The sequence below is a fragment of the Pseudomonas sp. S3E17 genome, from assembly GCF_024168685.1.
GTDB lineage: Bacteria > Pseudomonadota > Gammaproteobacteria > Pseudomonadales > Pseudomonadaceae > Aquipseudomonas > Aquipseudomonas marginalis.
The window spans coordinates 1,042,726-1,066,868 of record NZ_JALJWE010000001.1; the positions used below are offsets into that span (position 1 = coordinate 1,042,726).

Consider the following 24,143-nt stretch of genomic DNA (forward strand, 5'->3'; position numbering starts at 1 on the left):
ATTTCAGGAAACGCCCGGCGGGACAGCCGCCGGACATTCGCTTATGATTCAATCCGCCCGCCCGACATAATGGCTCTTTACCAGTACACGGACGTCGAGGCCTTACCGTCGGGCGGGCACCTTTAGTCCTTATCGCGGCATGAAACCCAAATGCCAGCGCCGGGGAATCTTCAGCGATACCAGCCCCAACACGCCCGCCAATACACCGCTGACCACCAGCGCCCTCAGCCCCATGTGCTGCTCCAGCAACGCGCCAATCACCGCGCCGACAAACATCCCCGCCCACGGAATCAGTTGCACCCGCCAGCCGTTACGGCGCTCCCCCAGCATCCAGCGCCCCAGTCCGCGCCCAAAGCGTGACAGTGCGCCGGTCACGTAGGTCAGCCCCACCGGCAAGCCGTTGACCTCTTCCACGGCTGCGTTGAGCATGCCCATCGCAATGATCGCCGCCAGCAGCGCCGGCAAGGTGTCGGCGAAGGGCAGTAAGGCTGCGCCGCAGAGCAAGGTGGCGATACACAGCAACAGGGGCAGGGCATGGCGCCGGCTGAGGCGACCGACCACTACGCCCAAGGCGTTACCGGCAACGAATGTGGCGACCAGCAATAGCAGGCGTGCGGTCAAGCCGAGATCCCCCACACTGATGGCCACTGCCAGGCGCGTGGTGTTGCCGCTCATGAATGAAACAAAGTCGCCGCTGGCCATGAAGCCGATGGCGTCAGTCATGCCCGCCAATACCGAAAGGCTGGCCACCAGCATCAGGCCGACGCGGCCGCGCCAGCGCTTTTGATGGGCCAGTGCGGCATTGGCATAAGGCTTGTTGGGCGAAGGCAGCATAGGGCCGGGTTCCTCGGTGAGATTATCCGGCCACTACCCTAGGACGCTTTGATTGCGCGCGCAATGACCTCAGACACACTCAAGGCGCCAACCCTCAGGTTGCCAGAGCAAACGGTGGGTTGGCCCGAACGCCTGGATGAACGCCTCATCATGGGATACAACCATCATTGCCCCGCTGAAGCCCTGCAGCGCCTGTTCAAAGGCGATCACCGATTCCAGGTCCAGGTGGTTGGTGGGCTCATCAAGCAACAGCAGTTGCGCGGGTGTTTCACCCCACAGGGCAATCGCCATCGCGGCTTTCAACCGCTCGCCGCCGCTGAGCTGCACGGTTGGTTGGGTGACCCGCCGGGCATCCAGTTGCAGCAAGGCCAGGCGCGTACGCAGTTCGGCTTCGGGCAGCGGTGTGTCGAGCAGGTTGAGCTGTTCGACGAGGGAGCGTCGGTCATCCAGCAGCGCCTGGTGCTGGTCGATATACGCGCAGGGCACCGGCACCGTGCACTCACCGCTGGCGGGCTGCAATTGGCCGGCCAGTACCTTGAGCAGGGTGGATTTGCCGCAGCCGTTCGGTCCCTGCACGGCCACGCGCACCGGCCCTGTGAAGTTGAGTGTGAGGGCGGGATGCTCCAGCCAGGGCAACCGGACCTCCGTCAAGGCCACCACCTGACGGCCATTGGGCACGATCGACCCCGGCAAGGCCAACAGAGTCGGCGTTTCATCCACCACGCGCTCGTAGGCTTGGCGCACCTGCTCATCCAGCGCGTGTTTGTACGCGTGATGGGCACTGCGCACGGTGCCGACGACTTCGGTGGCGGCGCTTTTCCAGCGCGCCTTGGTAAACCGATCCACATTGGCCGTCTCGGCGTGCTTGCGAGCGCGCGCCGCCTGGCGTTGCAGGCTGTCATGGTCTTTCTGCACGCGCCGGCGTTCGCGGTTGCGCTCAAGGCGTGCGTGCTCCAGCGCCGCGACGGCGGCGTGCTGTTCGGTGTCGCGCTGCAGGCGATAGGCATCATAGTTGCCGCCGTAGACGTGAGGGCCGAGAGGGGACAGTTCAATGATGCGCCCGAGGGTGTTGAGTATTTGCCGGTCGTGGCTCACGACCACCAGGCCGCCACGCCATTCCTGCAACAGGTGCAGCAGCCACCTGCGGCCGGCGCTGTCGAGGTGGTTGGTGGGTTCATCGAGCACCAGCAGTTGCGGTGCGGCCAGCACGGCGCCGATCAGCCTGAGCCGCGCCAGTTGCCCTCCACTGAGTTGATCGGCCGGCGCATCCACACCCAGCTGCGCAAGGCCTGCCGTATCCAGTGCGGCGCGCAAGCGTTCGGCAAGGTCCCAGCGATTGTCGATCAACTCAAGGTCATCGACCTGCGCCGTCCCTGCCGCCATGCGTGCCAGTGCCGCCAGCACGGGCGTGGTGCCCGTCAGGTCAGCGAGGGTGTCTCCCGCGGCAACTGCCATGTCCTGGGGGACATAGGCCACGCTGGCCGAGCGCTTGAGCGAGCCGGAGGAGGGGGACAACACGCCGGCGATCAATTGGGCGAGGATACTTTTGCCCCGTCCATTGCGTCCCACAATCCCGGTGGGCGTGTGGTCGATGGACAGGTTCAGATCGTCCAGCAAGGTCTCGCCATTGGCGAACTGGAAGCACAGGTGTTGCAGGGAAACCAATACGGGTAGCCGGTTGACGTCAGTCATCAGCACCTCCAAAAAAATGTCGGACAGGCCAACAAGCGCGCCAGGCGGCTTGTTGCAGGTACATTCTGGAAGGCTTAGTGATTCACGTCGGCGGTCGTCCCGGAAGTCAGAAGGGGGCCAGAGCCTAACCCGCCTTGGCATCGCCGGGCAAGTCGGCGGCCAGTTGTTCAAGGAACATCGCCAAGGCGACTTCCTCGGCCTTCAGGCCTTTGCGCACCCGCGGCTTGGGCAACCTGGACAATTCACCCAGGCTGAAATGCTCCAGTACGGCCGGGTGGATATAACACTTGCGGCACACCGCAGGCGTGTTGCCCAGTTGCCTGGCGACATCCTTGACCATCGCCACCACATGCCGCTTGGCGTCGGATTCCGGCTGCCATTCCAACTCCCGCAGCACCGCCAGCGCCATGGCGGTGCCGGCCCAGGTGCGGTAATCCTTGGCAGTGAAGTCGGCACCGGTAAGGTCGTGCAGGTAGGCGTTGACGTCATGGGAGCTGACGGTGTGCCGCTCGCCGTCTTCATCCAGGTACTGGAACAGGTTCTGCCCCGGTAACTCCAGGCAGCGCTTGACCACCGTGGCCAGGCGCCGGTCCTTGACGCTGACCTGGTGCTCCACGCCACTCTTGCCGCGAAACTGGAACTGGATCTCGCTGCCTTTGACATCCACATGGCGGTTGCGCAGGGTGGTCAGCCCGTAGGATTTGTTGTCTCGCGCATATTGGGTATTGCCGACGCGGATCAGCGTGGCGTCCAGCAGCATCACCACCGTGGCCAGGACTTTTTCGCGCGTGAAGCCGGGTTCGGCAATTTGCGCTTCGAGCTGTTTGCGCAGTTTCGGCAGGGCGTTGCCAAACTCTTGCAGCCGCGCGTACTTGTCGCTGTCACGCACCTCACGCCAGCGCGGGTGATAGCGGTATTGCTTGCGTCCACGGGCATCGCGGCCGGTGGCTTGCAGGTGCCCGCGCGGGTCGGCGCAGATCCATACATCGGTATACGCCGGAGGGATGGCGAGGGCGTTCAGGCGCTTGATCTCATCGGCATCCCGGATACGTTCGCCCTTGGCGTCGAAGTACTGGAACTTGCCGCGCACTCGCTTGCGGCGGATGCCGGGCTGGGTATCGTCAACGTAATGCAGGTCGCGGGGCAGGTCGGCGGGCAGCGCGGAGTCGGGCATGGTGCGGGTTCCTTGGCAACGGATCAGGCCGGTATTCCTGATTGACCGCAGCCGTGTGCGGTCGTGCCAAAAGGTTTCTTATGCCAGCACGGCCACCGCCTTGATCTGCGCCCACAGCGCCTGGCCGGGGTGCAATTGCAACTGGTCGCGGGAGAACCGCGTGATCCGCGCCAGCAACGGCGTGCCATCCGCGTCCAGGCGCACCAGCACATGGGCGCTGTTATCCGCCGCGATCTCCTGGGTAACCGTCACCGGCAGGCGGTTGAGGATGCTGCTGCGCTCTCCGGCTTGCAGGCTGAGGCTGACGTCGCGTGCCTGTACCTTGACCCGCAACGCCTTGCCCAACGCCAGCGGTGCATGGGCCACGCGCAGGTGCTGGGCACTGTCGGGCAGTTGCAGCGTGAGCAGATGGTAGTGATCGTCATAGGCGTTGACGCTGCCGTTGATCACCACGCCCGCGTCGTCCCCCAGCGCCAGGGGCAGGTCGAGACGCGCCAGGGTGTCGCCGATGGGACCACTGGCCAGGGCCTTGCCGTCGCTGAGCAACACGATGTGATCGGCCAGGCGCGCCACCTCATCCTGGGCATGGCTGACGTACAGCACGGGGATGTCCAGTTCGTCGTGCAGGCGTTCCAGGTAGGGCAGGATTTCGCCTTTGCGCTTGCTGTCGAGGGCGGCCAGGGGTTCATCCATCAACAGGAGTCTTGGGCTGGTGAGCAGGGCACGGGCGATACCGATGCGCTGGCGTTCACCGCCGGACAAGTGTTGGGGGTTGCGCTCCAGCAGATGGCCGATCCCCAGTAACTCTGTGGCCAGAGCCATGTCGACGCGGCGTTGCGGGCGCGGGATGCGCTTTAGGCCGAACTCCAGGTTGGCCCGCACCGATAGATGGGGGAACAGGCTGGGCTCCTGGAACACGTAGCCAAGCGCACGCTTGTGCGGCGGCACGAACAGGCCGTTGCGGCTGTCTTGCCAGACTTCATCGTTGATCTGGATAAACCCATCCTCGGCCCGCTCCAGCCCGGCAATGCAGCGCAGGCAGGTGGTCTTGCCGGAGCCCGAGTGACCGTACAGTGCGGTCACGCCACGACCGGGCATATGCAGGTCCACATCCAGGGCAAAGCCGGTGTAGTTCACGTTCAGGCGTACATTGATCATCGGCATCAGCTCCAGCCCATCTTGGTCTTGCGGCTGGAGTAAAGCGCCAGCAACACGAGGAACGCGAACACCACCATGGAGCCGGCCAGCCAATGGGCCTGGGCGTATTCCATGGCTTCGACATGGTCGTAGATCTGTACCGAGACGACGCGAGTCTTGTCGGGAATATTGCCGCCAATCATCAACACCACGCCGAACTCACCGACCGTATGGGCAAACCCCAGGATGGAGGCGGTGATAAACCCCGGGCGCGCCAGGGGCAGGATCACCGTGAAGAAGGTATCCCAAGGATTGGCGCGCAGGGTCGCGGCCACTTCCAATGGGCGCGTGCCGATGGCGGAGAAGGCGTTTTGCAACGGCTGCACCACAAAGGGCATGGAGTAGATCACCGAGCCGATCACCAGCCCGGCGAAGCTGAAGGTGAGGGTGCCCAGGCCCAGCCATTGGGTGAACTGGCCGAAGTAGCCGTGGGGGCCCATGGTCAACAGCAGGTAGAAACCGATGACGGTGGGTGGCAGCACCAATGGCAAGGCTACCACCGCGCCAATGGGGCCGCGCCACCATGAACGGGTGCGTGACAGCCACAGGGCAATCGGAGTGCCGATGACCAGCAGGATCACGGTGGTCAGTGACGCCAGTTTGAGGGTCAACCAGATTGCGGAAAAATCGGCACTCGACAGGGGCATTTACTTGCTCAGTTCATAACCGTAGGACTTGATGACGGCAGCGGCTTTCGGCCCTTTGAGGTAGTCGACCAGTGCCTTGGCTGCAGCGCTGTCCTTGCCCTTGTTGAGGATCACCGCGTCCTGTTTGATCGGGTCGTGCAGGGCGGCCGGGACGATCCAGGCCGAGCCGCTGGTGACTTTGCCGTCTTTATAGATCTGCGACAAGGCCACAAAACCCAACTCGGCGTTGCCGGTGGAAACGAACTGAAAGGCCTGGGTAATGTTCTGGCCTTCGACGAGTTTGTCCTTGACCTGCTCGGTCAACCCTTCCTTGGCCAATACCTGGGTGGCGGCTAGGCCGTAAGGCGCGGCTTTCGGGTTGGCGATGGACAGGTGCTTGAAGTCATTCTTCTTCAACACCTCGCCCTTGGCGTCTACATAACCTTCCTTGGCCGACCACAGCGCCAGGGTGCCCACGGCGTAGGTGAAGCGCGAGCCCTTGACCGTGTCGCCTTCGCTTTCGAGCTTTTGCGGGGTGGTGTCGTCGGCACTCAGGAACACTTCGAACGGCGCGCCGTTCTTGATCTGGGTGTAGAACTGCCCGGTGGCGCCGTAGGCTGCGACCAGTTTGTGGCCGGTGTCTTTTTCGAAGTCGGCGGCAATCGCCTGGATCGGTGCGGTGAAGTTGGCCGCTACGGCCACCTGGACTTCATCGGCGTGGGCCGCTGCGGTCGCGAGCAACGCAACCAATGCCGCCAGGCACGTGGGTACAAAGCGAGGGGTATTGAAAGTCATGAACGGCTCCGTTTGAGAAGGTGCAGAACCTGGTGCCGATTATAGGGACGGGCGCTGCCAGGCGCTGTATGTATAGGTATATAGCGTAAAAATGGCAAGCAGAAATCCATCTGCGGAATCAATGTCTGCGCGCGGTCGAGATTTCCTCCCGCCGATACCCCCATGGCTGACAGCCAGGCGCTGGTCGCAACGCGATAGTGAGCGGCGTATTGATCTGAAACGGAAGCACATCATGGGCAAGGAATACGCTTACATCGACGTTGGCGCGACAAACACCGAGAGCAGCGAGGCTTACACGCAGGCTTGGATAGAGCGTGTATTGGCTCAATCCACGCTGGAGCCCCAGGCCAAGGCACTGATCCGGGCGGACGCCCTGATCCCCGTCGAATTCTCGATATTCGATACCGATGACAGCCAGCGACAGCCGATCATCGTCGAACACGAGTCGTTGCCGCTGTGGCACATCCTCAACGATCGGTTTCCCTGGCAGGCATATGCAGGCAAACAGCAAAACACCGACAGCGTACAAACCAAAGTCCTGATGCCGTATTTCTATGGCGAGGTGGCACGGGAGCTGAATTTCACGCGATTTTTTCTCGGTCGCATCCAGGTCGGGGGGCAGATCCACGCGGGCTTTTGGGTGCAGCATGAGTTGATGATGCCTAACCAGGCGGTACTCAAGACCGAGGTGGTGGTGCTATCGGTGTGGAACACCCACGCCGAAATGATGGCGGAAATCTGGTTCGACCTGCCTCACACATCCCTGGGAGCCAACCAATGGCCCAAGGCGATCAGCCTGGAGTGGCCGGGCATGCGCATTGGTGCGCAATCAGGCAGCCGCTTCGATTATTCAGCCGATACGAGCCAGAACCGGCTGTGGCTCAAACCCTTCGAAGAGCCGGTGGGGGTTGCGATCTTGAGTATCCTTCCGCGGTGGACACTCAAGGACGTGCAGCTGCCAGACACTCACATAGAGCCCAATCAATTGCTCAAGGTGACCCTTGGCAATCTTCCAGGCGGTGCGCCAGCGCTGGAATACTCGATCACCGTCGCCCAGGAATATCGAGCGTCAGGACGCTGGCAATATTACCTTGCGGTCTATTTGAATCACCGTTGTCCTTGGGTGAACTGCGGGGTGATGGATGAAGAGGGGGTGATCCGCGCTCAAAGTGACCAGCAGAATTTCTGGTTCGTGCGCAGCGACGCCTCCCAGGCGTCTTTTTCGATACAGATACTGCCTGGGGACCTGGCACAGTGGCTGGAGGGCGTGCCGACGTCGATACAGCCGGTTACGCCCCCCAAGGCCTGGCAAAAATGGGACAACCTGCTGAGCAGTGTGTGGAACGCCGAACTCTCCAAGGACTATATCCAGAACCTTATCGAGCGCTGCCTGAACAAGTCCGGGCTGCCGCAACGTACCCAGGATCGGTTCAGGGACGAAAAACGATTTCGCTATAAATACCAGGTGGGCTACCCGGTCTATTCGGCGGGTATGACCGCCTATGCGCCACCGCGCTACAAGCACTTTTCGTTCCTGCAAGTGCTGACGGGCGAGCCGCAGCGCACGGCGTATTTCCAGGAAACCATCGCCAACATCCATGTCAGCGGGGAACCGCTGTCGAGCGTGGAAGTGCGCACCCTGGGCCGCTTGCGCGACATCCTGTATGAAACCTTTGTCGCCGATATCGACGAACTGGCGCGCAACACCGACTACAAACAACTGTTTGGCGAAACCTGCGAGGCCTTGGCCAAGGTCCGCGCAGCACAATTCCTGGTCGATGATGCTGAGCAGGATGTGTCCCTGCGTGAACTCGCCCATCGTTTTCTCAAAGGTGAAGTCAAGCCGCGCCTGCTGCTGTTCCGGGAAAAAGTGGTGCCCAATGCGTTGGTGCTCAAGCTCAGTTCACAGAAGGCGCTGCTCATCTCACTGAACATGGCAGAGCTCACTTGGGCGGTGTGGCAGCCCAGCGGCGTGGCGGGGCAACCCAGTGACGACTTGATGCGGTTTATCACGCACCACCTGCCATTTCCGGAAAAACTCAGCGTGGAGCGCTCGGATTTCTATCCGCAGAAAAAGCGCTACGGCTATCACTACCGCCGCGTGCCACCGCAGCCGGTGTCTTTCCGGGAGGTGACGAACATCAACGATGCTCTGTATGAGATCGGTATCAGCGAACTCAAGCACATGATGAATTACGCGGTATTTTCCTCCGATGAAGAGCGGCGCCTGGCGAAATGGGGCATGTTCAAGGTCGCTACCCGCGCGGTGTCCAGCCTGGTGATAGCGGCGGTCGGTCCCGCATCGGGCGTCGGGGCGTTGCTGTTGTCCGGCGGTGTCGGCCTGATCGCCAATGTCGCGGACGCAAGTTTCTCCTACCAACTGGCCCGCAGCATGGACCGACCCGAGGATTACGCCGCCTATGTGTATGAGTGCAAGTTGGGCGTATTGCTGGGCGTGGTGGAGCTGGTCGCCGACGTTACCCTGGCCAGGGGGCAACTGCGCACGCTGTTGAAACGGTCGGCACAGACCGGGAAGTTGCTGTTGCCGGCCTTGAGATCCCGTGAGCGCACGGACACCCCTGTTTCTTTGGAGCAGGCGAGCGCCTCCACGTTATTCCTGCCCACATCGGCGGACCTGCTGGGCATGCGCGGTCGTCTGGAAAAGCTGTATCGCGACGCCAATAAGCTGGCCGAATTGGCGGGCGACTCCGAGGCTTCGACTACGGGCGGCTTCGTTGAGTCCAAGCGCTGTGCGGACTACCTGTCAAGCCAGTCCTGGGACGTCCAGGCTATCGGCGTCTTGCTGTTCGCCGAACCGGACGACCCGCGTCCCCAGTGCCATTTTGCCCTGTCGGTTCGCAATGAAAGTGATGCGGCGGTGCTGGACACGGGGTTGGGGCGCCTGGACCCTTCGGCGCAGCAACTGGCCTATTTTGATTCCATCGCCGGCTGGGAGCAGCGCGTGCAGCAAGCACCGGCGTCAAGCGGCAAATTGGTGGTCTACAAGCTCTACGCCAATGTCATCGAGGCCAGTCATGAGCTCAACACGGTGTTCCGGCTGGGGGTGAGTTGGGGGCGTTTCTTCAATACCGGCAGCTATTCGGTCCTCGCGTGTCCGCAGCGCTTTATCACCGCCATCCAACGCCAACTGCCGAGGTTATGGGATGTGCTTTCCCGGGAGCTGCCAGGGGGCGCGTCGCAACTGACGACGGCGCTGCAAAACACGCCGCAGCCGTTCGATCACGCCGGCCTGTTGCTGCAGGTCAGTAACCTGCGAGGCTTGATCGATGAGTCCGAGGATATGTTGCGCCGTACCGTTGGAGTGCCGGTCGTTGGCAACCTCAGGGCGCAGCTGCTGGGGGCTTTCCGGAGCTGGCGCCACGAGTCGCTGGAAGAGTATGTAGAGCTGATGGACAGCGTTATCGCAGAAGAGGCGGAGTTGGTACGCGGAGCGTTGGCTCACCTGGACCAGTTGCAATCGGGCCTCGCCAGCCCGATTGCCACGGCGGAGAACGCCCTGGTCGATTGCGTCGACTGGATCGCACTGCGGGCCGGCCAGGAAGACGACGACTGGCGCAGTTTGCTGCGCAGCGAAATCGAACGCTATGTCACGGGGGATCGCGCCCGTGCGGACCTGTGTACAAGGGCGCAACTCGACTACCTGCACCAGATGTTGGCCGCCCATCGCGAAGTGCAGATACACCACGTCCTGGGGGCCAGCTACGAACGACTCTCCATGAGTACCGGCCAGGCGCTGTTTGCTATCGGGTTGAAGTTGATCAACGCCATGGCTACCCATCGGCAGTCCGATTGCTTTTTCGCCCTGATCATGACCTGCCAGCCCTACGAGAACAGTAACGAGCACTTCGCCCGGATCATCTACGGTATCCACGCCCTGCGGCAAAAGCGCTTCATGGTACTGACCCAGGCCCACGAAAACCGCTTGAGCGGGCTGCGACCTGCGGAACCTGTACCGCTCTAGTCCGGCGTGCGGGTAAGCGTCTTGAGGGCTTGCGCGGCCAGCAACGTGGTCAGTTCGCGCGTCGACAGTGCGTGCTTGAGCCCGACGGCCTGCCCGGCCCACTGAGAGCCAAAACCGGCTTCCTCCCTGGCCTTCAACGGCATCAGCGCGCCGCCTGCCAGAGGAAAGGCCGGCGCCGCCGGGTTCACCGGGCCCAGCTCACGCATCAGGCGATTCAAGAGGCCACGGGCAGGGCGCCCGGTGAACAGGTTGGTCAGCGCTGTGCCACTGGCCTGGGCCGTCAGCAAGGCCAGATGGTGGGCCCGGCTGAGCGTCGCCTCCGGGGTGAACAGGTACGCGGTGCCGATCTGCACCGCCGAGGCCCCGAGGACGAAGGCCGCGGCAATACCGCGCGCATCGCCGATTCCGCCGGCGGCGATTACCGGGACGCGCACTGCGTCCACCACTTGCGGGACCAGGGCCAGCGTGCCGACCTGGCTGCTCAGATCCGACGTCAGGAACATTCCCCGATGCCCGCCGGCCTCATACCCCATGGCGATAATCGCGTCGCAACCGTGCCGCTCCAACCAGATCGCTTCCTCGACTGTGGTGGCTGAGGACAGCACCTTGGCCCCGGTCGCCTTGACACGTTCCAGCAGGCTTTTTTCCGGCAGACCGAAATGAAAGCTCACGACCTCGGGGCGGTGTTGCTCCACCACTTCGCAACTGGCGACGTTGAACGGGGCGCGATTGGAGACCGGAGTCGGCGCATCAAAATCGGCGCCCAGTTCGCGGTAGTAGGGTTCCAGCAAGGCCATCCAGTGGCGATTGCGTTCCTCATCCGGCTCCGGCGGCTGGTGGCAGAAGAAATTGACGTTGATAGGCCCGCTGCTGGCATGGCGCACGGTGGCCAGGGTTTCGTGCAGTTGCTCGATGCTCAGCATCGCAGCAGGGATCGAACCCAGCGCGCCGGCCTGGTTGGCGGCAATCACCATGGCGGCGCTGGTCGCACCGGCCATCGGTGCCTGGATGATGGGCACGTCGATGCCCAGCAGGTCGAGAATACGGGTGTCTGGCCAGGTGCTCATGGGACGTGTCTCCAGTATCAGTGAGGCTTGTCGCTGTTTTAACAGGGCCCTTGGCACCCGGCCAGTCTGTTTTATTCACTGGACGAGGGACGTTTTTCATGCGCGTCAATGGTCTCTTTCCCGCTCCAGCAGCTGCCGCTTGCGTTCAACCCCCCAGCGATAGCCGGATAGATCGCCATTGCTGCGCACCACCCGATGACAGGGAATCGCCACGGCCAGGCTGTTCGCCCCGCACGCCTGGGCCACTGCGCGAAAGGCCTTGGGCGCGCCGATGCGTTGGGCGATCTGCCCATAGCTGGCCGTACTGCCCACCGGAATCTCGCGCAAGGCCTGCCACACCCGTTCCTGGAACGCGGTGCCACGCAAGTCCAGTGGCAAGTCCAGGCCCAGGGCCGGCGCCTCGATAAAGCCCACCACGTGCGCGATCAATTGTTCGAAACGGCGGTCGGCCCCCACCAGGTTGGCGTTGGGGAATTGGTCCTGCAGGTCGCGCACCAGTTTGTCCGGGTCATCCCCCAGCAGAATCGCACACACGCCACGGGCACTCTGCGCCACCAGGATTGCACCCAGCGAGCATTGCCCGACGGCAAACAGGATCTGGTTGTTGGTGCCGCCGGCCTTGTAGTCGCTGGGCGTCATGCCGAGCCGTTGGTTGGCCGATTCATAAAAGCGGCTGTTGGAGTTGAAGCCGGCTTCATACAACGCATCGGTTACCGAATGCGGGCCCTTGAGCCCCTCGCGGACCTTGCGTGAACGATGGGCGCTGGCGTAACCCTTGGGCGTCAGGCCGGTCACGCCTTTGAACACGCGGTGGAAATGGAACGGGCTCAGGCCGGCCCGGCTCGCCAGCGTGCTGAGGCTGGGCGCGGTGTCGGCGTGTTCGATCTGCCGGCACGCATCAGCCACCAATTGCGCATGCTGCGCAGCCAGTTGTGTCTGGTCACCGGCTGCGCGTTTGCTGGCGCGATAACCGGCGGCCTCGGCCTGTGCCGGGGTGTCGAAAAACTCGATATTTTCCGGGCGGGGCAATCGCGAGGCGCTGCTCGGGCGGCAATACACACCGGTGGTTTTCACGCCGTAGACGAACAGCCCATCGGCTTTCGGATCGCGGGCAAGAATCGCAGCCCAGCGCGGATCTTGTTCGGTAGTCATGGTTGGCACTCTTGACGGGTCCTGGCCAGATTAGCCGTGCTGCAGTGGCCTGGCACTCCGAAGCTTGCGGTCAAATCAGCCGGCGGTGCGAAAAGTGAGGTTGATACGTTGCGGGCCCATGATCGGGTGCATGCCTTCCTTGATCGGCATCACCCCATGAAAACGCAGCCGATCGACCCCGCCCCAGACCACCACGTCACCATGGAACAGCGAGACCTTGCGGGTCTTGTCGCTGCGGGCGTGGCCACCGAACAGGAAAACTGCCGGCAACCCAAGGGATATCGACACGACGGGCTCGCTGTAGCGACGTTCATTCTTGTCCTGGTGCAAGGACATTTTCGCGCCCGGAACATAACGATTGATCAGGCAGGCGTCGGGGGCAAAGTCGACAAACCCGGCGTCTGCCGCGGCTTCTATGGCCAGTCGGCGCAAGGTGTCCGGCAGCGCTGGCCAGGGTTGCCGGGTGCGAGGGTCCAGAGGCGTGTAGCGGTAGCCGCTGGTGTCGCTGGTCCAGCCCAGCGCGCCGCAACTGCTCAAGGCCGCCGACATGGTAAAGCCACCGGGCGTAACCATTTGCCGAAATGGCGATTGCGCCAGCACACGACGCAGTTCTGGCAGAAGGCGCTCAATCCAGGGCAGGGCATAGCCCCTTAGCACGTAGGACTGTTCGCCGATCTGCTCACGTGCTGCGGGTTGTTGCAGGGCGTCATCGGCGAACAGGTCATCAGTGGGGCCGGGCATTGCCTTACAGCGCCTTGCTCACGTTGATGTCGGTGATGACATCGCTGGCATCGTGGATTTTCGCCAAGGCCTGCAAGGCCTCTTCCACGCTATTGTTCGTCAGTTGGGCGAACTCGAAGCGGCGTTCGCCGTTGAGCTTGTACTTGATTACGTATTTGGTGGTAGCGGTCACGGTGATTTCCTGTGGCGTCTTCGAGTCAGCTCAGCTTGGTGCTGGTGCGACGTACGATGCGAATCTTGTGGGACAGCGCGGGCTTGCGGGTGACGCTGATTGCGCGGCGTGTCACCACGTCCAGGGTGATATTCCAGAACCCGGTGCTGGGGGCAGTGATCTTGGCGGGGAATTTGTCGAACGCGCCGCCGTGGTACGTGTGGCGGCCGCCATTCTTGAAACTGCGAAAATTTGCGTCGCTCATCAGGCGAATATTACAAGTCTGCGAGCACTCGATGACGACAATGTCCCCCTCGTTGAGGTGCTCGCGCTGGTGAATAAATTTCATGAGGGTGTCTCCAGAAGGGCTTTTTCTGAAAAATCAGAATGATACGTAGGTTAAGATGGAGTTTATCAGCCCCAGCGCGTTTATTATCGGCCCGTCTTCAACGGCGTCGACAATTTAAAACAGTTATTTACCGAGTTATCAGGGATAAATCCTACGTGGGCGGGAGAAAATTACCATCTCCGCTGTCGTAGGGTCTTTATTGGAGGTTTTGTATGAAGTGGAGTGTGTTGGTTCTGGCCTTGGCGATAGGTGGGTGTGCTTCGGTTGCAGATATCAAGCAGACCCCGCCGACGTTGGTCGTCATTTCCGGGAAAAAACCCCAGGAGTACGCGGCGTGTGTGGTAAGGAAGCTGTCGACCACCCGTCGGCCGCCGCAGATTGAACCGCATAAAGACGGTGTGCAGGTCATCGTACCGCAGAAGTTTTCCGCCGACCCTTCGGCTATTTTCGAAATTGAAGAGCGCTCCAGCGGTAGCAGCATCAAGCTCTACGAGAGCATGTCCAACGTGCCGATCCGCCCGGGAGATGTGAAAAAGGCCGGGGAAGAGTGCATTTCCGGTTGATGCCGCTGGGGAAAGCCGATATGAAGCGTGATCATGTGAAGGCCCGTCATGCCGAGGGTGAGATCTCGGCCACCCATGTCATCCAGAACCCCGCCGACCTGGGCGAGTGGATCGTCTTCTTCAAGAAAAGTGGCGGTCGCAGCTTTTTTCTGGTGGATGATCAGGATGAAGTCGAATCCTTTGCCAGTCTTGACGAGCTGAGCGAAATCCTTCGGGAGCTGGGGATCAAATTCGCCGAAATCCACCTGTAACGCGCGGGGTTACTTGCAGACGACCACCACGCTGCGACTTTTGTAGTTGCCCACGTCCTGGCCCAGGGTCTTGTCGCTTTCCTTCAGCGATGGCGTGCCTTCGGTGCCGACAATGCGATAGCCGGTGCCTGCGCAGGAGGCATCGGCTTTTTCGTAACAACTGGCCCAGGAGTTGGCTTCGCCTGAACAGTCGATAGTCAGGCCTTGTTCGCCGTTCTTGAGGTAGACATCGGAAGTGGTGGTGCAGCCGGCGAGTGCCAGTACCGCAGTCAGTGCCAGAAATTTGTTCATGTGTGTTCGTCGTCGAGGGTGTGGGAGGGGCGCTGACACTGTCGTGGGGCGTTTGTGGAAGATTATAGCGAACTGCCATCTAGGTACAGGCAAAACCAAAAAAGCCCCGTGAGTCGGGGCTTTTGGCGCAGGGCTGCCGGCTTACTTACCCTTCGGTCTCTTGCTCGACGCGTGGCCCGCTTCGTCAACAAACACTTCGGCGACCGCGATCGCCATGCTTTCGGTCTCGAAAACGCCCGCGACGCTGTCTCCGTGGAAGTTGATCAGGTGCCAGCCGTCTGCTCGCTTGGTGATCAGGTAGCCGTTCACGCCTTTTGGTTCTGACATCTATTAACAATCTCGTGGTCTGATTCAAGGGAGCAATGATAGCCCCAATTGTCCCGGTGCCGCGCAAGTTATTCCAGGTCAGTGTTCTGGCCTGAAAAGCGTGCTAAAAGGGTTGCAACCCCTTTTAAGCATGAGGAGATGACTTTTCTTAGCGTGGCGGTGAAGTCGCTCTTTGTAAGATCAGCGGAACTTACGCCGACATTTTTTCTCTATGATGACATCGCAACGCCAGCAGGACCCATTGTAAGGTGACTGCGGCCTGATTAGACTGCGCCGAATTCCGTACGCACAGCCCTTTGTAAGGACTTATATGATCAAGAAATGCTTGTTCCCAGCAGCCGGTTACGGCACTCGCTTCTTGCCAGCGACCAAGGCCATGCCCAAAGAGATGCTGCCGGTGGTAAACAAGCCACTGATTCAGTACGGCGTCGAAGAGGCATTGGATGCCGGTCTGAACGAAATCTCTATCGTCACCGGTCGCGGTAAGCGCGCACTGGAAGACCATTTCGACATCAGCTACGAGCTGGAAAACCAAATCAAGGGCACCGACAAGGAAAAATACCTGGTCGGCATCCGCAAGCTGTTGGACGAGTGCTCGTTCTCCTACACCCGCCAGACCCAGATGAAAGGTCTTGGTCACGCCATCCTGACCGGTCGCCCGTTGATCGGTGACGAGCCGTTCGCCGTAGTACTTGCGGACGACCTGTGTGTGAACCTGGAAGGCGACGGCGTACTGACCCAGATGGTCAAGCTGTACCAGAAATACCGCTGCACCATCGTTGCGGTTCAAGAGGTCGATCCTCAAGAGACCAACAAGTACGGCGTGATTGCCGGTGACGACATTGGCGATGGCCTGATCCGCGTACGCGACATGGTCGAGAAGCCGGCGCCTGAAGATGCACCGTCGAACCTGGCGATCATCGGTCGTTACATTCTGACCCCGGACATCTTCAAGTTGATCGAAGAAACCGAGCCAGGCAAGGGTGGCGAGATCCAGATCACCGACGCCCTGTTGAAGCAGGCCAAAGACGGTTGCGTGATCGCCTACAAGTTCAAGGGCCGTCGTTTTGACTGCGGTGGCGCTGAAGGCTACATCGAAGCCACCAATTTCTGCTACGAGCACTTCTACAAGACTGGCAAGGCTTACTGATTCACGCAGGCCTGCCTTTGAAAAAGCCACCTTCGGGTGGCTTTTTCGTTTTTCAGCCCCATGTAAGTCGGTATGCTGATGTCCTGCCGAGGAGAATGAAATGGCCTACGATTTTGACCTGTATGTAATTGGCGCCGGTTCCGGCGGTGTTCGCGCGGCGCGCTTTGCTGCGGGCTTTGGGGCCAAGGTGGCCGTGGCGGAAAGTCGCTACCTGGGTGGCACCTGCGTGAACGTTGGCTGCGTGCCGAAGAAACTCCTGGTGTACGGTGCGCATTTTGCCGAGGACTTCGAGCAAGCCAGTGGCTTTGGCTGGTCCCTGGGTGAAGCGAATTTTGATTGGGCGACCCTGATCGCCAACAAGGATCGCGAGATCAATCGTCTCAATGGCATCTACCGCAACCTGCTGGTCAACAGCGGCGTGACCCTGCATGAGGGACATGCGCGCCTGGTTGATCCGCACCAGGTGGAAATCAATGGCGAGCGCTTTACGGCCAGGCACATCCTGATCGCTACCGGGGGCTGGCCGCAGATTCCGGATATTCCGGGGCGTGAGCACGCCATAGGCTCCAATGAGGCGTTCTTCCTCAAAGAGTTGCCCAAGCGTGTGCTGGTGGTAGGTGGCGGCTATATCGCGGTTGAGTTCGCCGGGATTTTCCATGGCCTGGGCGCGCAGACGTCATTGCTGTATCGCGGCGACCTGTTCCTACGTGGCTTTGATGGTTCAGTGCGCACACACCTTAAGGAAGAGTTGACCAAGCGCGGCCTCGACCTGCAATTCAATGCGGACATCGAGCGCATTGAAAAGCAAGCCGATGGCAGCCTCAAGGCCACCTTGAAAGACGGGCGCGTGCTGGAGGCCGATTGCGTGTTCTATGCCACCGGCCGGCGTCCGATGCTGGATAACCTGGGCTTGGAAAATACCGGCGTGAAACTGGATGAGCGCGGTTTCGTCCAGGTGAACGACCAGTATGAGACCACCGAAGCGTCGATCCTGGCGATCGGTGATGTGATCGGCCGTGTGCAGCTGACGCCGGTGGCTCTCGCCGAAGGCATGGCCGTAGCACGTCGCTTGTTCAAGCCCGAGCAATACCGTCCGGTGGATTACGCGATGATTCCGACAGCGGTATTTAGCCTGCCGAATATCGGTACGGTCGGCCTGACGGAGGAGGAGGCAAAGAAGAGCGGGCACAGGGTGCAGATCTTCGAAAGCCGTTTCCGCCCGATGAAGCTGACCTTGACCGAGTGCCAGGAAAAAACCTTGATGAAGCTGGTGGTCGACGCGGACACCGACAAGGTATTGGGCTGCCACATGGTCGGTCCGGATGCGGGCGAGATCGTCCAGGGCCTGGCGATCGCGCTCAAGGCCGGCGCGACCAAGCAGCACTTCGATGAAACCATCGGCGTGCATCCCACGGCGGCGGAAGAGTTCGTCACCATGCGCACGCCTGTGGCCGACTGATCAGGCTGGCGGTGTTGCCTCTGGCGCCGTCGCAACGGCGGCTGCCAGCCGCAACGCTTCGATAGTGGCGTGGGCCTTCATAAGCTCCAGTTCCAGGCGCTTGTTGGTGTGCCCGTGCTCAGCCAGCGCTTGTTGGCGTGACTCGTTTTCAAGCAAGGCGACCCGCAGGCGCTCCTGAAGGAGAGTGCGCTCGCTGTCGATCCGGCTCACGTGTTCGCTCAGCTTCAGTTGCTGGGCCTGGCCTTTGCGGGTTTCCTCCTGCAGCGCAGCCAATTCCTTTGCCGTCACTCGGTGCTCGATCAGCAGGCGCTCGTTGTCGCGGTGCAACTGGGTGATTTCGTCCTGGCGAACCATTGCACTTTGCTGGGCTTGGCGCAGCTCTGCCTGTACTTGCTGCAGCTGGCCTTCGTGGCGCCGCTGTTCCTGCTCGCGCTGCTCCTTGATCGCATTACGGTAGTGCTCCAGCGCCTCGCGGGCGTGCAGGTGCTTTTCTTCCAGCGAGCGAATCTGCTCGTCCTTGTCGTTGATCCGCAGTTCGTAATCACTGCAGGCCTGGCTGAGCCCGGCGTTGCGCGTTTGCTCGGTTTGCAGACTGGTACTGGTGGTTTGCAGGGCAGCGCTTTCTTCTGCCAGTGCAGCCGCCTGAATATCGAATTGTTGCTTGAGTTCGCCGTGAGCTTCTTCAAGCGCCTCGATCTGGGTGAGCAGGGCGGATTTTTGCTGTTCGAACTGCGCCAGGGCCAGGTCAATCGGCTCTTGAGCCTTGTCTTTCAAGCGCTGCGCCAGGCGTGCAACCAGTTCACCCAGTTCGTCGTCAATCGGCGCTTCGGTGATGGTCAGGCGGGCTTCGCTGTCGTCCAGCTCCTTCAAGTAGCGGTGGATCGTGGTTTTCGAGCCGGTATTGCCCATCTCGATGCGTACCGCGTCGATGCTGGGGTTCTCGCCACGGGCAAGGATCGCCAAGCGTGCCGTTTGAACTACTGCTTTATTAATGCCGCCGCGAGCCATGGGGTCTCCGTCGATTTAGTACTGTGGTATGTATTATGTAGATACATACTGTATCATGAATAAAAACCTGTTCAAATTCATGATTTAACAGATGGGATATTGGCGTATTATCCCGTGTCATAGGCGTCTGGAGCGCTTATACCTCTGCCAGCAGTACGAATAGGCCTCCCATGAGCGATCTGGATCGTTACCTCAACGCCGCCACCCGCGATAACACGCGCCGCAGCTATCGTGCGGCCATCGAACACTTCGAAGTCAGTTGGGGCGGCTTTCTGCCGGCCACCAGCGATAGCGTGGCGCGTTACCTGGTGGCGCATGCTGGCGTGCTGGCGGTCAACACCCTGAAGCTGCGGCTATCGGCATTGGCGCAATGGCATACCAGCCAGGGCTTTCCCGATCCGACGAAAGCGCCGGTGGTGCGCAAGGTGCTCAAGGGGATTCGAGCGGTACACCCGGCGCAGGAGAAGCAGGCCGAGCCGTTGCAACTCAGGCATCTGGAGCAGGTCGTGGCCTCCCTCGAGGCTGAAGCGCGAGAGGCCGGTGATGCACATGACCAACCGCGATTGCTGCGCGCCAAACGTGACACTGCACTCATCCTGCTGGGCTTCTGGCGTGGTTTTCGCAGCGATGAGTTGTGTCGCTTGAGCATCGAACACGTACAGGCCACGCCCGGTGCCGGCATCCGCCTGTACCTGCCACGCAGCAAAAGTGACCGCGACAACCTCGGCAAGACCTATCACACGCCGGCGCTGCTGCGCCTGTGTCCGGTGCAGGCCTACAGCGAATGGCTCAGCGCCTCGGCCCTGGTGCGCGGTCCGGTATTCCGCGGTATCGATCGCTGGGGAAACCTTGGGGAGGAGGGTTTGCACCCCAACAGTGTGATCCCACTGCTGCGCCAGGCGCTTGAGCGCGCCGGCATCGCCGCCGAGCACTACACCAGTCACTCGCTGCGTCGGGGTTTTGCCACCTGGGCCCATTCCAGCGGCTGGGACCTGAAGTCGTTGATGAGTTACGTCGGCTGGAGCGACATGAAATCCGCCATGCGCTATGTTGAAGCGACGCCCTTTCTCGGCATGACATTGGCCACTCAACCGCTGCTTTGAGATTTCTTCTATTAATACCGTCACCTGATAGGGAAAACCAATCGTCAGCATCAGGTTTGCCAATGAGCCATCTGCCGAGAGAGTGGGTAGGATTCACCTCATCAACTTCTTAACCCCTGACGGAGAGTCAACGATGCCTATCATCAACAGCCAAGTAAAACCGTTCAAAGCAACTGCATACAAAAACGGCAACTTCGTAGATGTGACCGACGCTGACCTGAAAGGCAAATGGTCGGTAGTGTTCTTCTACCCAGCCGACTTCACCTTCGTTTGCCCAACCGAGCTGGAAGACCTGGCCGACAACTACGCCGAATTCCAGAAACTGGGCGTGGAAATCTACAGCGTGTCCACCGACACGCACTTTGCCCACGCTGCCTGGCACAACACCTCGCCAGCCATCGGCAAAATCCAGTACACCATGATCGGCGACCCGACCCTGACCATCTCCCGCAACTTCGACGTCCTGATCGAAGAAGCTGGCCTGGCTGACCGCGGTACCTTCGTGATCAACCCGGAAGGCCAGATCAAGATCGTTGAGCTGAACGACGGCGGTGTTGGCCGTGACGCTTCCGAGCTGCTGCGCAAGATCAAGGCTGCTCAATATGTAGCCGCTCACCCAGGCGAAGTGTGCCCGGCCAAGTGGAAAGAAGGCGAGGCCACTCTGGCGCCGTCCCTGGACCTGGTCGGCAAGATCTAAGTCTGTGAAGACGTATCAAGGGCGGAACTCCGCACTTAAGTAAGCTGCATCCGCCCTCAAAACGCCCGGGCGATAGTCGCTCGGGCGTTTTTTTGTCTGCAATAAACCGAATTAATAGGAAATCGCCCGTATGTTGGACGCCAATCTTAAAGCTCAGTTGAAGTCATACCTGGAACGGGTCACCCAGCCGATCGAGATCGTCGCCTCCCTCGACGACGGCGCGAAATCCCAGGAAATGCTCGCCCTTTTGCAGGACGTAACCAGCCTCACCACGCTGATTACCCTGAAGACCGATGGCGATGATGCGCGTAAGCCATCGTTCTCCATTAACCGCCCGGGTGCCGATATCAGCCTGCGTTTCGCCGGCATCCCCATGGGCCATGAATTCACTTCGTTGGTGCTGGCCCTGCTGCAAGTCGGTGGCCACCCGTCGAAGGCCAGTGTCGAAGTGATTGAACAGATCCGCGCCCTTAAGGGTGAGTTCAGCTTCGAGACTTACTTCTCGCTGTCCTGCCAGAACTGCCCGGACGTGGTCCAGGCGCTGAACCTGATGGCCGTGCTCAACCCGAATATCCGCCACGTCGCCATCGACGGCGCGCTGTTCCAGGCTGAAGTCGACGAGCGTCAGATCATGGCGGTGCCGAGCATCTACTTGAATGGTGTGAGCTTCGGCCAGGGCCGCATGGGCCTGGAAGAAATCCTCGCCAAGCTCGACACCAGCGGCATTGAAAAAGCCGCCGAGAAAATCAGCGCCAAGGAGGCCTTTGATGTGCTGGTCGTCGGCGGTGGCCCAGCCGGTTCCGCAGCCGCCATCTACGCCGCACGTAAGGGCATTCGCACCGGTGTTGCTGCCGAACGCTTTGGTGGCCAGGTGCTGGACACCATGTCCATCGAGAACTTTATCTCGGTCCAGGAAACCGAAGGGCCGAAACTGGCCAGCGCCCTGGAAGCGCACGTGCGTCAGTACGACGTGGACATCATGAACCTGCAGCGCGCCAGCAGCCTGATCCCAGCGAAAACCGCCGGTGACTTGCATGAAATTCGCTTTGAAAGCGGCGCGACCCTCAAGTCCAAGACCGTGATCCTGGCCACCGGCGCCCGCTGGCGCGAAATGGGTGTACCGGGCGAGCAGGAATACAAGGCCAAGGGCGTGTGCTTCTGCCCGCACTGCGATGGTCCGCTATTCAAGGGCAAGCGTGTGGCGGTGATCGGCGGCGGTAACTCCGGCGTTGAAGCGGCCATCGACCTGGCCGGTATCGTCAGCCATGTGACCTTGCTGGAGTTCGACAGCAAGCTGCGCGCCGATGCGGTATTGCAGCGCAAGCTGTACAGCCTGCCTAACGTTGACGTGATCACCAGCGCGCTGACCAGTGAAGTCAAAGGTGATGGCCAGAAAGTGACAGGCCTGGCCTACAAGGACCGCGATACCGGTGAGTTCAAGACCCTCGACCTGGAAGGCATCTTTGTACAGATCGGCTTGCTGCCCAACACCGACTGGCTTAAAGGCACTGTGGAACTGACCCCCCGTGGCGAGATCATTGTCGATGCCCGTGGCGAAACTTCACTGCCAGGGGTATTCGCCGCCGGTGACGTGACGACCGTGCCGTACAAGCAGATCGTGATTGCAGTAGGCGAGGGCGCCAAGGCTTCCCTGAGTGCTTTCGATCACTTGATCCGTACCTCAGCGCCCGCGTAAATACGAAGGCGCATAAAAAACCCCATGAGCGATCATGGGGTTTTTTCGTTACAGCGGCGCTGGCTGAATAATCTCAACCCAGTACCCATCCGGGTCCTTGATAAACGCCAGGCTTTTCATGCGGCCATCGGTCAGGCGTTTCTGGAAATCGCAGCCCAGTGCTTCGAAGCGTTCGCATGCGGCGACAATATCGGGCACCGAGATGCAGATATGGCCAAAACCACGCGGGTCGGTGTTGCCGTTGTGGTAGGCGAAGTCGGCATCGTTTTCGGTGCCGTGGTTGTGGGTCAGTTCCAGGATGCCTGGGATCGACTTCATCCATTGGGTGCGCGCGGCGGCGTCGGCCGGGATCTGGGATTTGTCCACCAGGGCCAGGAAGTACAGGCTGAATTCGGCTTCCGGGAAGTCGCGCTTTTCAACCAGGGAAAAACCCAGGACCCGGGTGTAGAAGTCCAGGGACTTGGTGATGTCCTTGACCCGCAGCATGGTGTGGTTGAACACGAAGTTCGAGGTGGCGGTATCGGGTTGGGCGGTGACGCCCGGGAAGGTGTTCAGTTCGTGCAGGCTCATGGGCCCTCCAGAAAAAAATGGGGCAAACGCGGCTCCAGGTGCGAGGAGCGTTCCCTTGGCTTGCGGCTGGCGTCCGTGCAGCCGGAGCATGATACGCAAGGCTCGCCTGCTGCGCCAAATGAAAAAGCGCGCGTAGGTCTTGCGACCGGCCGGTGGCGGGGCTCACACTTTGTCGCTTGAACCTTGGGTGTCTTTTGCAATGATCGAATGTCGTTTACCGCTGTTGAGCGCTCTGTGTTTGCTGTTGGCCAGCCCTTGGGCGTGGGCAGGCGACCCGGAAATTCATTGGCCCAGCGGCTGGCAGGTCGAGGAGGTGGTGCCCGACGGCGACGCGCCGGCCACGCCGCAGCCGGTCTCGCGGCAGCGTGCGATCAAGAACGACGAAAATGGCAACACGTTGATGGTGATGGAGTTGACGGGGGCGCCGATCGAAGCCGGGCATAACGTTAATCTTCAGGGCGTATTGTTGGAGATGCGCAAGTCCATCCAGAAGGATTTTGCCCAAGGCGGTTACCAGAGTGTGTGCAGCAAGATGCACTCGACAACACTGAGTCGTCTTGAAGCCGTGGAAACTACGTGTGTGATTACCGAGAATGGACGGCACGTGCTTTCACAAACATTGGTCGGGGCTGTTGATACCGAAAAAGCGTATGTTTTTTCATACGCGGGTCAAGCCGACGCTTACGAAGCAAGCAAGGACGAAGTCAGTTCGGTGCGCGCCAGCCTCAAACTTTAAGTGCGTTTCGCCCGTCGATTCCGAACAAAGTGAAATGTTATTTAAGTTCGGTTTCAAACCCTTGAATAAAAAAGCCCCGCATGTGCGGGGCTCTTTGTTAGTGCGTTGTGATCAGCCGCGAAGCCAGGAGTCTACAGTGGCGGCGCCATACTGTTCTTTCCAGGCCTTGAGGCCACGGTGGTTACCGCCCTTGGTTTCGATCAGTTCGCCAGTGTGCGGGTTGTGGTAAACCTTGACCACGCGCGCACGGCGCTGTTTGGGTGCGCTGGCGGCGGCAGCGCTGGTCTTGCCCGGGTTTGGATCAAGGATCAGGATGATGTCGCGCAGGCCTTTGCCGTAGGTTTTCATCAGTCCTTGAAGCTTTTCTTCGAATTCGATTTCTTTCTTCAGGCCGGCGTCGTTCTTCAGGGACTCCAGCTGGGCAAGCTGCTCTTGAAGGGCTTTTTCTGCTGCGCGAAATTCGGCGAGTCTGGACAAAATCTGTACTCCAATAGTGTATTTGGCTGATGTCAACTACAGACAAAGCTATAAG

The 24,143-nt window shown here is 60.4% G+C and carries 25 protein-coding genes; 9 read left to right on the forward strand and 16 right to left on the reverse strand.

What is annotated here, in order from left to right; translation table 11 throughout:
* Positions 1 to 129: 129 nt before the first annotated feature.
* The 6 genes from J3D60_RS04245 to modA all read right to left on the reverse strand — a co-directional run bounded on the left by J3D60_RS04245 (position 130) and on the right by modA (position 6,318).
* Positions 130 to 834 carry a YoaK family protein gene (locus tag J3D60_RS04245; protein ID WP_027606603.1) on the reverse strand — a complete coding sequence of 235 codons (705 nt, stop codon included), beginning with the start codon at positions 832 to 834 and terminating at the stop codon, positions 130 to 132.
* A gap of 69 nt (positions 835 to 903) precedes the next feature.
* Positions 904 to 2,526, reverse strand: a complete 1,623-nt coding sequence (locus tag J3D60_RS04250; RefSeq protein ID WP_253490013.1) for an ABC-F family ATP-binding cassette domain-containing protein — start codon at positions 2,524 to 2,526, stop codon at positions 904 to 906.
* A 124-nt stretch (positions 2,527 to 2,650) separates the two neighbouring features.
* Positions 2,651 to 3,700, reverse strand: coding sequence for a DNA topoisomerase IB (locus J3D60_RS04255; RefSeq protein WP_253490018.1), 1,050 nt, complete (start codon positions 3,698 to 3,700; stop codon positions 2,651 to 2,653).
* A 78-nt stretch (positions 3,701 to 3,778) separates the two neighbouring features.
* Positions 3,779 to 4,858: a molybdenum ABC transporter ATP-binding protein gene (gene modC / locus J3D60_RS04260; RefSeq protein ID WP_253490020.1), complete on the reverse strand. Its 1,080-nt coding sequence runs from the start codon at positions 4,856 to 4,858 to the stop codon at positions 3,779 to 3,781.
* Between the two features lie 5 nt (positions 4,859 to 4,863).
* Positions 4,864 to 5,544, reverse strand: coding sequence for a molybdate ABC transporter permease subunit (modB, locus tag J3D60_RS04265; protein WP_253490023.1), 681 nt, complete (start codon positions 5,542 to 5,544; stop codon positions 4,864 to 4,866).
* The gene (modA, locus tag J3D60_RS04270; RefSeq protein ID WP_065941572.1) at positions 5,545 to 6,318 is read right to left on the reverse strand and encodes a molybdate ABC transporter substrate-binding protein; all 774 of its coding nucleotides are present in this window, start codon (positions 6,316 to 6,318) and stop codon (positions 5,545 to 5,547) included.
* 232 nt (positions 6,319 to 6,550) lie between these two features.
* On the opposite strand from modA, the gene J3D60_RS04275 reads away from it, so the two are divergent.
* Positions 6,551 to 10,300 (forward strand): hypothetical protein, encoded by a 3,750-nt coding sequence (locus J3D60_RS04275; RefSeq protein WP_253490032.1) that lies wholly within the window; start codon positions 6,551 to 6,553, stop codon positions 10,298 to 10,300.
* On the opposite strand, the gene J3D60_RS04280 is transcribed toward J3D60_RS04275, so the two are convergent.
* The 5 genes from J3D60_RS04280 to J3D60_RS04300 all read right to left on the reverse strand — a co-directional run bounded on the left by J3D60_RS04280 (position 10,297) and on the right by J3D60_RS04300 (position 13,760).
* Positions 10,297 to 11,367, reverse strand: a complete 1,071-nt coding sequence (locus tag J3D60_RS04280) for a nitronate monooxygenase family protein (protein ID WP_253490034.1) — start codon at positions 11,365 to 11,367, stop codon at positions 10,297 to 10,299. The genes J3D60_RS04275 and J3D60_RS04280 overlap by 4 nt on opposite strands.
* Positions 11,368 to 11,472: 105 nt before the next feature.
* Positions 11,473 to 12,519 (reverse strand): bifunctional DNA-binding transcriptional regulator/O6-methylguanine-DNA methyltransferase Ada, encoded by a 1,047-nt coding sequence (gene ada, locus J3D60_RS04285; protein ID WP_065941569.1) that lies wholly within the window; start codon positions 12,517 to 12,519, stop codon positions 11,473 to 11,475.
* 75 nt (positions 12,520 to 12,594) lie between these two features.
* On the reverse strand, positions 12,595 to 13,260 hold the full coding sequence (gene alkB / locus J3D60_RS04290; protein ID WP_253490035.1) for a DNA oxidative demethylase AlkB: 666 nt from the start codon (positions 13,258 to 13,260) through the stop codon (positions 12,595 to 12,597).
* Between the two features lie 4 nt (positions 13,261 to 13,264).
* Entirely contained in the window at positions 13,265 to 13,432 is a 168-nt protein-coding gene (locus tag J3D60_RS04295) for a hypothetical protein (protein ID WP_092357951.1), read from the reverse strand.
* A gap of 25 nt (positions 13,433 to 13,457) precedes the next feature.
* The gene (locus tag J3D60_RS04300; RefSeq protein ID WP_003173824.1) at positions 13,458 to 13,760 is read right to left on the reverse strand and encodes a DUF1883 domain-containing protein; all 303 of its coding nucleotides are present in this window, start codon (positions 13,758 to 13,760) and stop codon (positions 13,458 to 13,460) included.
* Positions 13,761 to 13,972: 212 nt separating this feature from the next.
* Between J3D60_RS04300 and J3D60_RS04305 the strand changes: the two genes are divergently transcribed.
* Both J3D60_RS04305 and J3D60_RS04310 read left to right on the forward strand, forming a co-directional pair.
* Positions 13,973 to 14,323, forward strand: coding sequence for a hypothetical protein (locus J3D60_RS04305; RefSeq protein WP_065941567.1), 351 nt, complete (start codon positions 13,973 to 13,975; stop codon positions 14,321 to 14,323).
* A 20-nt stretch (positions 14,324 to 14,343) separates the two neighbouring features.
* The gene (locus J3D60_RS04310; protein ID WP_253490036.1) at positions 14,344 to 14,574 is read left to right on the forward strand and encodes a hypothetical protein; all 231 of its coding nucleotides are present in this window, start codon (positions 14,344 to 14,346) and stop codon (positions 14,572 to 14,574) included.
* 9 nt (positions 14,575 to 14,583) lie between these two features.
* Here the strand turns inward: J3D60_RS04310 and J3D60_RS04315 are convergent, their stop codons facing one another.
* Both J3D60_RS04315 and J3D60_RS04320 read right to left on the reverse strand, forming a co-directional pair.
* Positions 14,584 to 14,865 (reverse strand): hypothetical protein, encoded by a 282-nt coding sequence (locus J3D60_RS04315; RefSeq protein WP_027606590.1) that lies wholly within the window; start codon positions 14,863 to 14,865, stop codon positions 14,584 to 14,586.
* Between the two features lie 141 nt (positions 14,866 to 15,006).
* The gene (locus tag J3D60_RS04320) at positions 15,007 to 15,192 is read right to left on the reverse strand and encodes a hypothetical protein (RefSeq protein ID WP_017528082.1); all 186 of its coding nucleotides are present in this window, start codon (positions 15,190 to 15,192) and stop codon (positions 15,007 to 15,009) included.
* 310 nt (positions 15,193 to 15,502) lie between these two features.
* Between J3D60_RS04320 and galU the strand changes: the two genes are divergently transcribed.
* Positions 15,503 to 16,342: a UTP--glucose-1-phosphate uridylyltransferase GalU gene (gene galU / locus J3D60_RS04325; RefSeq protein WP_003212579.1), complete on the forward strand. Its 840-nt coding sequence runs from the start codon at positions 15,503 to 15,505 to the stop codon at positions 16,340 to 16,342.
* Positions 16,343 to 16,442: 100 nt separating this feature from the next.
* Positions 16,443 to 17,801, forward strand: coding sequence for a glutathione-disulfide reductase (gene gorA, locus J3D60_RS04330; RefSeq protein ID WP_253490038.1), 1,359 nt, complete (start codon positions 16,443 to 16,445; stop codon positions 17,799 to 17,801).
* Here gorA and J3D60_RS04335 read toward each other — a convergent pair whose 3' ends face one another.
* Entirely contained in the window at positions 17,802 to 18,809 is a 1,008-nt protein-coding gene (locus J3D60_RS04335) for a DNA-binding protein (RefSeq protein ID WP_253490040.1), read from the reverse strand. It lies immediately after the preceding gene.
* Between the two features lie 170 nt (positions 18,810 to 18,979).
* Between J3D60_RS04335 and J3D60_RS04340 the strand changes: the two genes are divergently transcribed.
* From J3D60_RS04340 to ahpF, 3 genes are all read left to right on the forward strand, one after another.
* A complete protein-coding gene (locus J3D60_RS04340; protein ID WP_115487280.1) occupies positions 18,980 to 19,912 on the forward strand; it encodes a site-specific integrase in 933 nt (310 codons plus the stop codon).
* A 133-nt stretch (positions 19,913 to 20,045) separates the two neighbouring features.
* On the forward strand, positions 20,046 to 20,609 hold the full coding sequence (gene ahpC / locus J3D60_RS04345; RefSeq protein ID WP_003173835.1) for an alkyl hydroperoxide reductase subunit C: 564 nt from the start codon (positions 20,046 to 20,048) through the stop codon (positions 20,607 to 20,609).
* 130 nt (positions 20,610 to 20,739) lie between these two features.
* Positions 20,740 to 22,305: an alkyl hydroperoxide reductase subunit F gene (ahpF, locus tag J3D60_RS04350; protein WP_065941563.1), complete on the forward strand. Its 1,566-nt coding sequence runs from the start codon at positions 20,740 to 20,742 to the stop codon at positions 22,303 to 22,305.
* 48 nt (positions 22,306 to 22,353) lie between these two features.
* Here ahpF and gloA read toward each other — a convergent pair whose 3' ends face one another.
* Positions 22,354 to 22,875, reverse strand: a complete 522-nt coding sequence (gene gloA / locus J3D60_RS04355) for a lactoylglutathione lyase (RefSeq protein ID WP_115487281.1) — start codon at positions 22,873 to 22,875, stop codon at positions 22,354 to 22,356.
* Positions 22,876 to 23,074: 199 nt separating this feature from the next.
* Between gloA and J3D60_RS04360 the strand changes: the two genes are divergently transcribed.
* The gene (locus J3D60_RS04360; protein ID WP_367399662.1) at positions 23,075 to 23,611 is read left to right on the forward strand and encodes a DUF4946 domain-containing protein; all 537 of its coding nucleotides are present in this window, start codon (positions 23,075 to 23,077) and stop codon (positions 23,609 to 23,611) included.
* Between the two features lie 111 nt (positions 23,612 to 23,722).
* Here the strand turns inward: J3D60_RS04360 and J3D60_RS04365 are convergent, their stop codons facing one another.
* Positions 23,723 to 24,088 (reverse strand): histone-like nucleoid-structuring protein, MvaT/MvaU family, encoded by a 366-nt coding sequence (locus tag J3D60_RS04365; protein WP_027606583.1) that lies wholly within the window; start codon positions 24,086 to 24,088, stop codon positions 23,723 to 23,725.
* Between the last annotated feature and the right edge of the window lie 55 nt (positions 24,089 to 24,143).